The 15,400-nt window shown below is 37.9% G+C and carries 10 protein-coding genes; 8 read left to right on the forward strand and 2 right to left on the reverse strand.

Annotated elements, in window-relative coordinates:
• Positions 1–23 precede the first annotated feature (23 nt).
• The gene (locus ACFFUE_RS07870; protein WP_376834213.1) at positions 24–593 is read left to right on the forward strand and encodes a hypothetical protein; all 570 of its coding nucleotides are present in this window, start codon (positions 24–26) and stop codon (positions 591–593) included.
• A 439-nt stretch (positions 594–1,032) separates the two neighbouring features.
• Here ACFFUE_RS07870 and ACFFUE_RS07875 read toward each other — a convergent pair whose 3' ends face one another.
• Positions 1,033–2,427, reverse strand: coding sequence for an OmpP1/FadL family transporter (locus ACFFUE_RS07875; RefSeq protein ID WP_376834215.1), 1,395 nt, complete (start codon positions 2,425–2,427; stop codon positions 1,033–1,035).
• Between the two features lie 65 nt (positions 2,428–2,492).
• On the reverse strand, positions 2,493–3,494 hold the full coding sequence (locus tag ACFFUE_RS07880; protein WP_376834217.1) for a prolyl-tRNA synthetase: 1,002 nt from the start codon (positions 3,492–3,494) through the stop codon (positions 2,493–2,495).
• Between the two features lie 163 nt (positions 3,495–3,657).
• Here ACFFUE_RS07880 and proS point away from each other — a divergent pair, with 163 nt between their 5' ends.
• The 7 genes from proS (at position 3,658) to ACFFUE_RS07915 (ending at position 15,394) form a co-directional block, all read left to right on the forward strand.
• Complete coding sequence (gene proS / locus ACFFUE_RS07885) at positions 3,658–5,133, forward strand: proline--tRNA ligase (RefSeq protein WP_327984175.1); 1,476 nt, start codon at positions 3,658–3,660, stop codon at positions 5,131–5,133.
• A gap of 24 nt (positions 5,134–5,157) precedes the next feature.
• Positions 5,158–6,399: a DUF937 domain-containing protein gene (locus tag ACFFUE_RS07890; protein ID WP_376834219.1), complete on the forward strand. Its 1,242-nt coding sequence runs from the start codon at positions 5,158–5,160 to the stop codon at positions 6,397–6,399.
• 118 nt (positions 6,400–6,517) lie between these two features.
• Positions 6,518–7,849: an Nramp family divalent metal transporter gene (locus ACFFUE_RS07895; protein ID WP_376834221.1), complete on the forward strand. Its 1,332-nt coding sequence runs from the start codon at positions 6,518–6,520 to the stop codon at positions 7,847–7,849.
• A 72-nt stretch (positions 7,850–7,921) separates the two neighbouring features.
• Positions 7,922–8,461: a nucleotide exchange factor GrpE gene (locus tag ACFFUE_RS07900; RefSeq protein ID WP_376834223.1), complete on the forward strand. Its 540-nt coding sequence runs from the start codon at positions 7,922–7,924 to the stop codon at positions 8,459–8,461.
• 74 nt (positions 8,462–8,535) lie between these two features.
• Positions 8,536–9,666, forward strand: coding sequence for a molecular chaperone DnaJ (gene dnaJ, locus ACFFUE_RS07905; RefSeq protein WP_376834225.1), 1,131 nt, complete (start codon positions 8,536–8,538; stop codon positions 9,664–9,666).
• Between the two features lie 200 nt (positions 9,667–9,866).
• The gene (locus tag ACFFUE_RS07910; protein WP_376834227.1) at positions 9,867–12,101 is read left to right on the forward strand and encodes a TonB-dependent receptor family protein; all 2,235 of its coding nucleotides are present in this window, start codon (positions 9,867–9,869) and stop codon (positions 12,099–12,101) included.
• Positions 12,102–12,232: 131 nt separating this feature from the next.
• A complete protein-coding gene (locus ACFFUE_RS07915; protein WP_376834229.1) occupies positions 12,233–15,394 on the forward strand; it encodes a SusC/RagA family TonB-linked outer membrane protein in 3,162 nt (1,053 codons plus the stop codon).
• The last annotated feature ends 6 nt before the right edge of the window (positions 15,395–15,400 follow it).

Consider the following 15,400-nt stretch of genomic DNA (forward strand, 5'->3'; position numbering starts at 1 on the left):
AGTAAATTTCAAATAATAGAAAAATGAGTAAACTAATTGTAACCTTATTTTCTTTCTTTTTATCTATTAATGTTTTAGCACAGAAAGAATGTGATATTGAAAATTCTGTTAATTATAAAGACCTTAAAGTAGTCAATGCTGAAAAGGTAAAATGCCTAGCAAAGCAAAACGAAAGGCAATCTTTGTTTTGGTCTTTTGGTATTTGGTGTGCACCGTGTAAATTACACTCAGATAATGCTTTTAAGTTTGCAAAGGAACATAATCTGAATTTTTATGTGATATTAATAGAAGATGACAAAAGTAATAATTCACAGATTGAAAGAGCCGTAAATTACTTAAAAGCAAAAGATGAAGATGTGAAAATTCTGTTGTTGAGTAATGAATATAGTTCACGCCCAAGGGTTAAGTATAAGAAATTCGTAACAGAAATTACGCCTTCGCAATTTGAAAATATCCCAGGTATGTCAAAATATATTTTGGTGAATAATGAAGGGGTTGTGCAGATGGTAACCAATTATAAAGACTATGCAGGCGATGATTGGCGAGACGATAGTGGCTTGCAAAAAAGAAGATTGCTACCATTAATAAAATAAACTTATTGTTTCAAAAATCTCATAAAGTAGCCTTGATAATATTTCATCTTTAGGCTATAATAAATATAACTACCAGATAATGGCAATAATCTGAGTTTATTTCTAAGTATAAAATAAAACCTAACCTGCTTTTATTAAAAAGCAAGTTAGGTTTCACTAAAAACGAAGCTTCATTTCACCCGAAAGGAAGCTTCGTTTTGCTTAAAAGGAAGCTTCGTTTTACCCAAAAGGAAGCTTCGTTTTTTAGAGTAGCAAGTTAATTGTTGATGATATTTCTATTATGTTATGAAAATCAATTAATTAAATATTGCTCTAATCAAGGTTTGATTTCTAAGATTAAATGATGTTATCTAGATAAAAATGATTTTAATATAAAATGTGCCGCCGCTCCATCTAAGATGAAACGGCGGCGTTGTATAACAATTAAATTAATTTTAAATTAAAACTTCCATCCAATGGTTAGGGATACATTGTTGAATTTATTTTTTACATCAGATACTACGGCACTGCCGTTAGAAAACCAAGCGGTATTTCCATAATACTCTGTTCCTGCAGTATCGCTACCTCTCAAGAAAGGCATATTGTAATCTGAGGTAATGTGGTTGTAGGCTACATCAGCATAGAATGATTTAAAATCATAGCCAATACCCAAGCCAAGTGTCTGTCTCTTCCCTGAATAAAGATTGCTGAAAGAAGCGTCTACATCAGCATTATTACTACTAATGGTAGTCATTGTCATCGTATCAAATGGAGCACTCGCAAAGCCATAACCGCCTCTCAATCTAAACTGTTGGTATCGATATTCTGCTCCTATTTTAACCTCGGAGATGCTTTTGTAGTTAGCCTTCAAAAAATTGTTCATTTCAGTTTGAGCTTCAGCACTCATATCACTGAACTTTGGTTTTGAGAGTCCCACAGTATAGTCTATATTCAGTGCGAAGTTTTTGTTTGGAACATAGGCAGCACTCAGTGTAGCTTTGGTAGGTGTAGTAAGGCTTCTTGTTTCTGCATATTCACCATCATCAGCAGAGTTGTATCCGTAGAAGGTATAGACTCTATCCATACTCCACCAAGTAGGCGTTTCAATGGCAGCCCCTACACGGAAAAATTTGTTTACTTTACCAATAATCCCTACAGAGGCAGAAAATCCGGACGCATCTTCTGCATAAGGTGTATATTGTTTGTAGAAAAGGCTCGATGTCCCCGTATTTTGAGAGGTCATACTCGCGAAATCATACTGGGTAATGGAACTTCCGTGCAGATTAAGCCCTGCACCGATGTAGATTTTGTTGTCGTAATTTCCACCCACACCTAAGCTCATTTTCGTTACAGAGCCTGTTCTATCGTAGGTATGCCCATTAAAAGATAGCACATCACCATTGGTTAAAGGAATGGTTACATTGCTGTTTCTAGCAGACTGAGAAAGCTCATCCACAGATTTATTAGAGTAGCTTACTCCTACATTGACAAACTTCCAAGGTGAGTTGGCTCGTGTTTCAAAAACCGCAATACCTCCTACTTGTCCTAGATTGGTATTATTAATTGGGTTACTGATTGAATTGCCATAAAGGGTAGAAGTATTCTTCATATTATCGATGGATAGCGTTGCCGATAGGTCGCTGGCAATGGCTACTCCTATCCCTGCGGGGTTAGAATTAAGGGTAGAAAAATCTCCTCCTAAAGCTCCCATAGCACCTGCCATTGCATTGTATTTAGCAGAGCCCGACCAAGGTGCTGAATAAACCTCCACCGAATTTCTGAGGACAGAAACATCCTGAGCATTAGCAAAAAACGCTACAGAAATGGATGAAATTATTAAAGATTGTTTTAACATTTGTTTCAGTTTTCTAATTGTTGAGTTTTAAACTTTCAGATTGATATTTTTTTGGGCTTAATGGCTTATCTGCCACCACCTGTTCTCATACCGCCACTTCTCATACCACCGCCACCAACGGAGCCTCCACCAAAGCCACTGCTACCTCCTGAACGGAATCCACCACTGTTATAAGAGTTGTTTTGGAAAGAGCGGTTGTCATAGCTTCGGCTTTCCATTCTCGGTTGTTGATATTGTCTTTGTGTAGCACTAGGCTGAGCATTTCCTGTTCTGAAACCTGGTGTTCGGTAGGTGTTATTTCCTACACGAGCCCCTGCATTAGATGTAGATGGTATTCTGCTTGTAGATTGCATTCTACCAGTATTTCCAGAGTTGAGGTAAGAGCCATCGGCACCACTTTTTCTCATAGGAACTCGATTATAGTTGCCATAGTAGCCACCATAGTAAGGGGAATAATAACCACCATAGTAGCCATAATAAGGATTGTAAAATCTATTCCATCCCCACGGATTACCCCATCCGTACATAGAGCCATAACCCCATCCCCAAGGAGAGAAGCTGTAAAATGGGTCATAACCCCATCCCCAAGGGCTTCCCCATCCAAAACCAAGGCTAAATCCATAGCCCATACCAAAGCCTCCCCACATACGGTAAGGTGAGTAAAATCCTAGACCATAGCCATAAGGATAATAGCCGTATCCCCAAGTATTATAGCGGGTTTCAGAGCCAGAGTAAGTTCCCCAGTCTGATGAGGTATTATTGTCTGCATTACTCCAATTCTCATTGCGATAACGATTATTATACTCCTTTTCGTTTTGCTGACTTTTTTGAATGATACCTGTAGAATTGTCTTGGTAGTCATAATATTCCCCTACGCGGTTACCATAGCCATTGGTAACGGCACCTACGGGAAGTGTATCGGTATTAGGGTCGTAATAAACACCATCGGTTTCGGAGTATCCTCCAGTGTAAACGCCACAAGATACGAGGAGCATACTGCCCGAAAACGCCAAAAACATTTTAGATTTTAGCGTTCGAAGAAGTTTTTTCTGTATATTTGTTTTCATAATGATACGAAATTTTTTAAGATTGAATTATATTTGCACTCAATACTAAAAGCGTACCAAACGCAAAAAAAAGATTGGGTAAAAATACGCTTTTGTCTTTAGATAAATCAACTGGAAAAAAGTTAAATTTTTTATAAATTAGGATAAATAATAAATAGTTACAATGGCAAAATTAACTTCAAGAAGCGAAGATTATAGCAAGTGGTATAATGAATTGGTGGTAAAAGCAGATTTAGCAGAAAACTCGGGGGTGAGAGGCTGTATGGTCATCAAGCCTTATGGCTATGCCATCTGGGAAAAAATGAGAGATGAGCTAGATAGAAAATTTAAAGAAACAGGGCATCAGAACGCTTATTTCCCGATTTTTATCCCTAAAAGTTATTTTGAAGCAGAGGAAAAAAATGCTGAAGGATTTGCAAAAGAATGTGCTGTTGTAACCCATTATCGATTAAAAACAGACCCAGATAATCCTCAGAAACTGGTGGTAGATCCAGAGGCGAAATTGGAAGAGGAATTGATTGTACGTCCTACATCAGAGGCTATTATTTGGAGTACTTATAAAAATTGGATTCAGTCTTATAGGGATTTGCCTATCCTTATTAATCAATGGGCTAATGTAGTGCGTTGGGAAATGCGTACCAGATTATTCCTTAGAACGGCAGAGTTTCTATGGCAAGAAGGTCATACCGCACACGCTACCAAGGCAGAAGCGATAGAGGAAACAGAAAAAATGCTAGAAGTATATGCAGATTTTGCCGAAAACTTCTTGGCTGTTCCGGTGATTAGAGGTTATAAAACACCATCAGAAAGATTTGCAGGAGCAGAAGAAACCTACTGTATTGAAGCGATGATGCAAGATGGAAAGGCTTTACAGGCAGGGACTTCACATTTCTTGGGACAGAATTTCTCCGAAGCTTTTGATGTAAAATTTACCAATAAGGAAGGAAAGCAAGAATTGGCTTGGGCAACGTCTTGGGGCGTTTCTACCCGCTTGATGGGAGCCCTCATTATGGCACACTCTGATGATAATGGATTGGTCTTACCACCAAAATTAGCGCCTATTCAGGTGGTGATTGTTCCTATTTTTAAAGGTGAGGAGCAGCTGAAACAAATTAGTGAAGTGGCATTGGCATTGCAAGCCAAATTGAGAGCTAAGGGCATTTCGGTGAAGTTTGATGATGATGACCAAAATAAACCAGGCTGGAAGTTTGCAGAATATGAACTGAAAGGTGTGCCAGTGCGTATTGCTATGGGTGCTAGAGATTTGGAAAACAAAACAGTGGAAGTAGCAAGAAGGGATAATTTGACTAAAGAAGTTCAGCCATTGGAAGGCATTGAAAATTACATTGAAGAGCTTTTGAAAACAATACAGAACGATATTTACGCTAAAGCATTGAACTTTAGAAACGAGAATATCACTGAGGTTAATTCTTACGAAGAGTTCAAACAAGTATTGGAAGAAAAAGGCGGATTTATCTCTGCCCATTGGGATGGCACAGCAGAGGAGGAAGAGCAAATCAAAAACGAAACTAAAGCCACCATCCGTTGTATTCCTTTAGATGCAAAAGAAGAAGAGGGCGTTTCATTGATTTCAGGAAAGCCATCTCGTAGAAGGGTGATTTTTGCGAAAGCGTATTAATTTGTTTATAAAAAAGAAACCATTATGTCATTAAATCTTATAGACCTTATCAAAGGACAATTGGGGGCAGCGTTGGTCTCTCAGGTTGCTACTAGGGTAGGTGAGAGTGAGTCCGCTGTTGCCAAAGCAATGGGAGGTTTTTTACCTGCGGTATTGGGCGGATTTGTAAATAAAGCTCAAGATGGGCAGGTATTGGATGTTGTAGAAAATAGAGATGTCGTAGAATTGTTGAGTAATCTCCTGAATGGAACACAAGATAATGCGTTGATTCATCAGGCGATGGGCTCTATATTTGGAGATAAGACGGAAACTTTAATACAAGCTGTTTCTTCATTTTCAAAGGTAGGAAATGAGGCATCTAAAACCATTTTAAATATTGTGATGGGAGCGGTGCTGGGCTCTGTAGGGAAGTACGCCAAAGACCATCAGCTAGATAGAAACGGAATTTCAGCGTTGCTACAAGAGCAGAAGGGATTTTTGACTACAGTAATGCCAGAAGGGCTTGTTTTGGGAAATGCAGTGAATGAACCTACAGCAGGGATAGATGCTGGTAAAATCAAAGTAACCTCTGTAGATGCTCCTCAAAACGAGACGGAATCACTAGTGTCTCAATCTGTCAATCCGAAAGAAGAGGGGATAGGCAGTATGTTTTTGAAATGGTTGGTTCCTTTGATATTATTATTGACAGCAGGGTATTTCCTTTTCCAGCAATACAACACGGAACAAAATCCTGTAGAGATGGCAATGAAAGACTCTGTCAATATCAGTCCTGAAGTTGATACTTTGGCTGTGACCAAAAATATAAAAGAAATAGACCTGAATGGGAATAAAATTCAAGGTTATGAAATGGAAAGCCAAGTGATAGATTTCTTAAAATCTGATGCTTACACCAAAGCTGCCGATGATGAATCTTTGAAAAATATTTGGTTTACTTTTGATAATGTGAACTTTAAGATGGCTTCTTCTACAGAATTAGAAGCAGGCTCTGAATCTCAAATTCAAAACTTGGCTACAATTCTTAAAGCTTACCCAGAGGCTAAAATCAAAATCGGGGGCTATACCGATAAAACAGGTGATGCTGCAGCTAATAAAAAACTATCACAAGAGAGGGCAGATTTCATTAAAAGTGAACTAACCAGAATGGGCGTAGGAGCTCAAGTGGTAGGTGCAGAAGGCTATGGTAGCGAGTTTGCTAAGGTTCCAGCAGAAGCTTCTAATGCTGAAAGAGCTAAGGATAGAAAAATGGCAGTAAGATTTGTAAAATAAAGCTGATAAAAATTATCTTGAAATCCCATATTTTTTTAAGTGTGGGATTTTTTTTGTTTAAGCTATTGTACATTAGAAAACATTGATTAATTTTGTTAGATTAATCTAACTTTCATAAATGAAGAATCCTTTTAGAAAAGCGTGGAGAAGCGAACGGTCTTCTAATTCCCTATCAGAGGTATTTTCCTCGGTGGAAGTTCCGCAGAATGTTGGTTTTTGGAAAAAGCTTTTCGCTTTTTTGGGGCCGGGGTTGATGATTTCTGTAGGATATATGGACCCTGGAAATTGGGCAACGGATATTGCGGGTGGGGCACAGTTTGGCTACACTTTGCTCTCAGTGATTTTAATTTCCAATCTCTTTGCGATGCTGCTACAGCATCTGGCTTTGAAGTTGGGGATAGTTGCCGAGCGAGATTTGGCTCAGGCGTGTAGAGACCATTTTCATCCAGCGGTGAATTTTTTACTGTGGTTGTTTTGTGAAATCGCCATTGCAGCGATGGATTTGGCAGAGGTATTAGGTACCGCCATTGCCCTCAATCTACTCTTTGGGATTCCTCTCACTTGGGGTATCGTTATCACCATAGTAGATGTATTGGTTATTTTGATGCTTCAGGCTAAGGGATTTCGGTGGTTAGAAAGTGTGGTAGGAGGTTTGGTATTCATTATTCTTATTTGTTTTGGTTACCAGATGGTGGTTTCCAAGCCTGAAATCTTTCCGCTTCTTAATGGATTAATTCCTCAACAAGAGATTGTTACCAATCCTTCAATGTTGTACATTGCCATTGGGATTTTAGGAGCTACGGTGATGCCTCATAATTTGTATTTGCATAGCAGTATTGTGCAAACCAGAAACTATTCCAGAACCGATGAAGGAAAAAAAGAAGCCATCAAATTTGCAACGATAGATAGCACTGCTTCTCTGATGCTGGCATTTCTCATCAATGGAGCTATTTTGATAGTGGCTGCGGCTACATTTTACACTTCGGGACATCATCAGATTGCAGATATTACAGATGCTCACAAGATGCTAGAGCCTCTCTTGGGAACTTCTCTGGCAAGTATCGCCTTTGCGGTAGCCCTTTTGGCTTCGGGGCAAAATTCTACCCTTACTGGAACTCTCGCGGGGCAAATTGTGATGGAAGGATTTCTTAGGCTAAGACTAAAACCGTGGCTTAGAAGATTGATTACAAGGCTTATAGCGGTAGTGCCCGCCTTTGTTGTAACGCTGCTCTATGGCGAAAAAGGAAGTTCAGAACTTTTGGTTTTAAGTCAGGTGATTCTTTCTATGCAGTTGGGATTTGCCGTTGTGCCGTTGGTGATGTTTACCAATGATAGACTGAAGATGGGAAAATTTGCCAATCCTACTTGGCTGAAAATTCTAGCTGTGTGTATTGCTGCTATTATCATTGTTTTGAATTTTTATCTTCTTTATACCGAATTATTCCAATAAAATTCTGCCGAAATGTCCACTATTTTGCTTTGGCAATGATTTTGACTATCACAGAATACTAAAATTAAAATTATGTCTGAAAACAACGATAAAATCGAAGAAACTTTGAACGAGGCTTCTGAAAACAACGCCAATGTAGAGGAAACTACAACGGAAAATGTGACAGAACAACCATCTGTGGAGGAACTTTTGGCAGAGGAAAAAGACCGATACATTCGCCTATATGCCGAGTTTGAAAACTATAAAAAAAGAACTGCAAAGGAGAAAATGGAATTTTTCCAATTTGCAAACCAAGATTTGATGACTACAATGCTTGGGGTTTTAGACGATTTTGAAAGGGCTTTAAAAGAAATTGCAAAATCTAATGATGCTGCAGCATTACAAGGCGTAGAGTTGATTTATCAAAAGTTTAAAGGAAAGCTAACAGAGAAAGGTTTGCAACCGATAGAAGTGGCTGCAGGCGATGACTTTAGTGTAGATTTTCACGAAGCCATTACGCAGATTCCTGCTCCAGCTCCAGAGCTTAAAGGCAAGATTGTGGATGTGGTAGAGACAGGCTATACCCTTCACGGGAAGGTGATTAGATTTGCAAAAGTAGTGACAGGAAATTAATTTGATTGTGGTTTTTCTAGGTTGAAAATTGATATTCAAACTAATATAGCTTCAATCATAATAAACATTTAATTATGTCTAAAAGAGATTATTATGAGGTGCTTGGTGTGTCCAAAAGTGCTTCAGCAGAAGAGATAAAAAAAGCATACCGAAAATTAGCGATAAAATACCATCCGGATAAAAACCCTGATGATAAAGAAGCAGAAGAAAAATTTAAAGAAGCGGCAGAGGCTTATGAAGTATTGAGTGATGCTAATAAAAAAGCCCGCTATGACCAATTCGGACACGCAGGAATGGGCGGCGGAGCAGGAGGCTTCGGAGGAGGCTTCGGTGGTGGTATGAGTATGGAGGATATCTTTGCTCAGTTTGGCGATATCTTCGGTGGACACTTTGGTGGTGGTTTTGGCGGTTTCGGCGGCGGTGGAGCAAGACCGCAGCAGTCCCGTGGTACCAATCTTAGAGTGAGAATCAAACTCAACCTTGAAGAGATGGTAAATGGTACGCAGAAAACCATCAAAGTAAAGAAAATGAAGGCGGCTCCTGGAGCAACTGCTAAAACCTGTCCTACTTGTAATGGAATGGGCGTTCAGACGCGTGTTGTTAATACAATGCTGGGACAAATGCAGACGCAAACCACTTGTGGTACTTGTGATGGATTAGGAAAAGTAGCAGACCATATTCCTGCGGGAGCTAATGCCCAAGGTTTAATCAAAGATGAAGAGGAGGTAACCATCAATATTCCAGCAGGAGCTAGAGATGGCATCCAGCTGAATGTGAGAGGGAAAGGAAATGATGCACCGTTTGGAGGTGTTCCAGGGGATCTCTATGTGGTAGTGGAAGAGGAGGAAGATGCAACCATTAAGCGAGAAGGCGATAATCTTCACCAAGAGTTGTATATTTCCTTTGCAGAAGCAGCACTGGGAACTTCTAAAGAGATTCCAACCGTAGGAGGAAGGGTGAAAATAAAGATAGATGCAGGAACACAATCTGGAAAGATACTAAGGTTGGCAGGGAAAGGATTGCCAAGTTTGGACAGCTATGGTAAAGGAGATATGTTTGTGCACATCAATGTATGGACGCCACAGAAATTAACTCCAGAACAAAAAGAATTTTTCGAGAAACAACTCAATAGCGGGGAAATGAACGCAGAGCCGTCAGGAAAGGAAAAATCTTTTTTTGATAAGGTGAAGGATTTGTTTAGCTAGGAAGATATTACTCATTATTTATAACTAAATACGAACTCGAAGTCAGATTCTGGCTTCGAGTTTTTTATTGATTTTGAAATAGTTATGGGTTATTGAACTTGAGAATTGTAAAAAATTTAAAATATAATTTTTATTTATTCTAAATAATATTTATATTTGCAAAGTAATTTATTTTTATTCTAAATAAAAATTATTAACCAATGAATGATAAAAGACTACCGATTTTATTATTTAGTTTACTTTTTTCAAACTATTTTTCTCAAATTAAATATGATACAATCAAAAAGGATTCTGTAAAAAGTATAGAAGAAGTTGTGATTTCTTCAAAGCAGATTTTGGGAAGTAAGTTTGGGGCAAGAAACCGTACAGGTTCGGCTTATTATATTTCTCCTGCGGAAATCCAGAAAATGGGATATACGGATATTAACCGAATGCTAAAGGCTGTCCCAGGTGTTAATATTTATGAAGAAGATGGTTATGGATTAAGACCTAATATTAGTTTGAGAGGAACTAAAGCAGAGCGAAGTGAGAAGATTACCATAATGGAAGATGGTATTTTAGCATCACCTGCCCCTTATGCGGCACCTGCAGCATATTATTTCCCTAATGCAGGGCGAATGTATGCGGTAGAAGTGGTGAAAGGTAGTAGCCAAGTGCAGTATGGTCCTTTTACTACAGGGGGAGCTATCAATATGGTTTCTACTCCTATTCCAAAGAAATTCTCAGGAAGGTTTAATGCCTCTTATGGAACAAATAAAACCTTTAAAACACACGCTAATATTGGAAGTCAGCACAAGAATTTTGGGTATTTGGTAGAATATTTAAGATATCAATCTGATGGCTTTAAGTCCTTTGAAGATGGGGCAAAAGCGGGTTTTAGTAGAAATGATTTTTTATCCAAATTAATGTTTAAAACCGATAAGTCTGCGGGGGTAAATCATTTATTGGAACTGAAATTTGGCTATGCTGATGAGAACTCAGATGAAACGTATGTGGGGTTGTCTGAGTCAGATTTTAGGAGCAATCCATTTTTGAGGTATGCGGGGTCTAAAATGGATCAAATGACAACCAAACACCAGCAATGGGTGGCAACTTATCTTTTGGATATTTCTAAAAATTTCAAAATAACTACCAATGCTTACTATACTAAATTTCATCGTAATTGGTATAAACTTAATGATATAAAGGCTGGAATTACGAGTGTAGAAAAACGCTCTCTCAATCAAGTATTGGCTGATCCAGATACCAATTATCTCTACTTCGATATTTTAACGGGGAAAACAGATTATCTTGGGGAAGGGCTCATTGTGAGAGCGAACAATAGGGATTATCTCTCTAGAGGTTTACAAACCAAGATGGAATACAAATTTGATTTTGGAGCAGTGAGTATGGATTTAGAAGGAGGATTGCGTTATCATTTTGACCAAGAAGATAGGTTCCAATGGGAAGATGGCTACTCGATGCAAAATAAGAAAATGGAACTTTTTATTTCGGGAGAGCGAGGTTCTAATGCTAATAGAATCATCTATGCTACGGCACTATCATCTTATTTACTCAATAAATTAAAATACAGAAATCTTACTCTAACTGCAGGTTTGAGGTATGAGGATATAAAATTACTCAATAAAGATTATACGAAAGAAGACCTAAGAAGAACAGGAAAAACTCGTATAGAAACAGAAAATAGTGCTAAGGTATTGATACCTAGCTTGGGGATTAATTATCAATTGACTAAAGCTTTTTCTGTGTTTTCAGGGATTCATAAAGGTTTTTCCCCTCCTAGTGCTGAGGTGGGGCAAAAACCCGAAAGCAGCATGAATATAGAATCTGGACTTCGATATTCTAAAGGAAACCTTACAGCGGAATTAATAGGTTTCTATAATGATTATCAGAATATGTTGGGTTCAAACCTCGCAGCAGCGGGAGGAACAGGAGAGCTGAATCAATTTGATATAGGTAAGGCAAAAGTGAAAGGTGCCGAGTTCCTGTTACAGTTTCAGCCGATACCTGCTTCGTATGGACTAAAACTTCCAGTACAACTATCTTATACTTATACGGATACGGAAATGCTCAATTCCTTTCAAGAAGATTCTTGGGGCTATGTTTTTAAAGGAGATGAGATTCCTTACATTACTAAACATAGTTTTAATGCCAGTTTGGGAGCAGAATACCGCTGGATGGAACTGAACTTAGGCATTCGGTATAATGGTGATATGAGAAGTACGCCTGGGCAAGGGAAAATAGCGGAGAGAGAGCTTATTCCAGCTTATACCATTATAGATGCTTCAGCAAAGGTTAAGATTAATAAATCCATCACACTTAATGTGAATGCTATCAACCTCACCAATAAAACTTATCTGGTTTCTCGTCATCCAGCAGGGCTTAGAGCGGGACATCCATTTGGGATATTTTCTGGTGTGAATGTGAAATTTTAATGGATAAACTATTTGGAGGAAAGTGAATTATAAGATGTTGATTTTCATTAAATAAATATTGAATCAAAACGAAATAAAATCGAAAAGGCATATTGCTTAAATGATTTAAAAAAAACAATAACTCAATGAAGATGATTTCTATTATTAGACCTAGTATCAGCGTGTTGTTTCTTTTTGGAGCTACTACGGTATTGGCACAGAAAACTGTAGTAGAGAAGGAAAAAGAAAAGGAAATAGAAGAAGTTGTTATCACGGGATACCAAAAAATTAAAAATAGAGTGTTTACGGGAGCGTCAAGCTCGGTAAAAGCTAAGGATATCAAGGTAGATGGGGTAGCAGATATTTCTAGAATGCTAGAGGGGCGTGTAGCTGGACTTTCTATACAAAATGTAACAGGAACTTTTGGAGCAGCACCTAAAATTAATATCCGTGGAGGAGCTTCTATTATGGGCAATGTACAGCCTCTTTGGGTGATAGATGGTGCGGTATATGAAGATTTGGTAACATTAAGTTTAGACCAACTGGTCTCTGGAGATGCTGCTACGCTTATCAGTTCTGCCATTGCAGGGATTAATGCTTCGGATATAGAAGATATTCAGGTGCTAAAAGACGCCTCAGCTACCTCGGTGTATGGTGCAAGGGCTCTGAATGGCGTTATTGTGATTACTACTAAATCTGGAAAGAGAGAGGCTCCAACTCAGGTTACATATTCTTATGAACAGAGTTTTAGGCAGATTCCATCTTATTCTAATTTTGATTTGCTCAATTCTCAAGAAACGATGTCCATTTATCAGGAAATGGAAAATAAAGGTTATTTTGATTTAACCAACTCTCTATATGGGAGAAGAGGGGGCGTTTATCATCAGTATTATAAAGGTGTAAGTACTATAAATCCAGCTACGGGAAATTATTATATCCCGAATACTGTAGAAGCTAAAAGAGCTTTTCTGAAGGAAAGAGAATATGCTAATACAGATTGGTTTAATCATCTTTTTACCGTTAATCCAATTAGAAATCATACCATTACTGTTTCTGGAGGAGGTAAAAATATTAGTAATTATGCTTCATTGGGATTTTATAATGATGAAGGCTGGTCTATAGCCGATAAGGTGAGTAGAATTACGGCTAATTTGAAAAACACTTTTTACATCAATGATAAGCTGAAAACGACCATCTCTGCACAAGGAAATATACGAAATCAGACAGCACCAGGAACTTTTGAGCAGAGAAGAAATACGGTAATAGGTTCTTTTGAGCGAGATTTTGATATTAATCCGTTCACTTATGCACTTACAACCAGCCGAACATTGAGGTTGAGGGATAATGATGGTAACTTAGAATATTACAGAAACAATTGGGCTCCTTTTAATATTTTAAATGAATATGCTAATAATTATATAAAAATCAATGTTTTAGATTTTCGTGTGCAAGGAGAGGCATCCTATAAAATCAATAAAGATTTAGAAGCCACAGTATTGGCATCTGTAAGACAAGCAACTACCAGTACATCTCACTTTATCACAGAGCAGTCTAATGTGATAGGAGCATTTCGGGCTAATGAAAACCCGTGGGTAGCACAGCAAAATATTTATCTGATAAAAGACAAAGATAACCCTCTACTTCAGCCTCAGGTAGGATTAACGCACGGAGGAATTTTTAATAAGACAGAAACTTCTCTTAAAAGTTATATGACAAGATTGGCTTTGGATTATAACAAAAGATTGGGAGAGCACGATGTGAAAGCCTTTGGTTTTACAGAGATACGCTATGCAGATAGAACTTCTAATCCGTTTCAAGGCTATGGAATACAGTATGATAAAGGAAATCAGGTTTTTACCAATCCTTTGATTTTCCAAAAATTGACGGATGAAGGGAATAATTATTTCTCTCTTCTCAATCGCTATGATAGAGGTGTTACATTTTCTCTTAGTGGGACTTATGGCTATGCCGGGAAATATATCATCAATGCAGTGGCAAACTATGAAGGCTCTAATACAGCAGGAAAGTACAGTAATTCTCGTTGGCTGCCTACTTGGAATATTGGTACGAAATGGAATATCGATAGAGAACGCTTTATGGAAGATGCTATGTTTTCTAAACTTTCATTCAGAGCAAGTTATGGTCTTACAGCTAAGATGAATGAACACGCCATAAACTCTAATGCGGTATATCGTAATGCAATTATCAACCGATATAATTTTGATGAGAGAGAAAATGCTTTGAAGCTTTTACATTTGGAAAATAGAGACCTTACTTGGGAGAAGATGTATGAGCTGAATGTAGGATTGGATGCTGGATTTTTGGACAATAAGCTTAATGCAACGATAGATGTGTATCAAAGAAACTCTTTTGATTTGATAGACCTCATTAGAACTTCGGGTATTGGGGGGCAATATTATAAGTATGCCAATTTTGGAGATATGCGTTCCAGAGGGATAGAGCTGACATTGAATAGCCGAAATATTTCGAATGAAAATTTCAGTTGGACTACCAATTTTACTGCGAGTTACATCAATCAAAAAATAACAAAACTTCTTAATACGCCTAATACCTTTGATATGGTAGCAGGAGCGGGGCGGGGAAATATCGTAGGTTTTGCACGAGGTTCTTTGTTCTCGTTTAATTATCAGGGGCTTAATCAGTATGGATTGCCAACTTTTGATTTTGGATTATATCCCTTGGAAAATCAGCCAAATGCTAATGTAGTAGGTGGAGATTTTTTAGATTCTCAATATTCTAAATCTTATTTGATTTATCACGGTCCGATAGAACCTACAACAATGGGAGGACTTTCTAATACATTTAAGTACAAAGGTTGGGAATTTTCATTTTTTGTAACAGCACAAGCGGGTAATAAAATAAGGCTTAATCCTACATTTGATCCAGCTTTTGCAGACCTGAATGTCTTTACAAAGGATTATTATTATCGTTGGCTAAACCCAGGAGATGAATGGACAACGGAGATGCCCACTATTCCATCAAGAGACTTAATCCAATTGATAGGGCAAGAAAACATTGAAAGAGCTTATAATACTTATAATTATTCACAAAATAGAGTGGCAGATGGAAGTTTTGTAAGAATGAAAAACATCTCTTTGGCTTACAATGTACCAAGTGATTATGCAGAAAAGTTGGGAGTGAAAACATTTAGTATAAGACTACAAGCGGTAAATCCTTTTCTGATATATTCTGATAAAAGATTGAATGGGCAAGACCCAGAGTTTTATCGTTCTGGAGGAGTTTCTTTGCCTACGCCTAAGCAATATACTATAACCATCAATGTAGGATTTTAAGAGCAG

This window comes from Bergeyella porcorum, from assembly GCF_042427575.1.
In the GTDB taxonomy this organism is placed as follows: Bacteria; Bacteroidota; Bacteroidia; order Flavobacteriales; family Weeksellaceae; genus Bergeyella; species Bergeyella porcorum.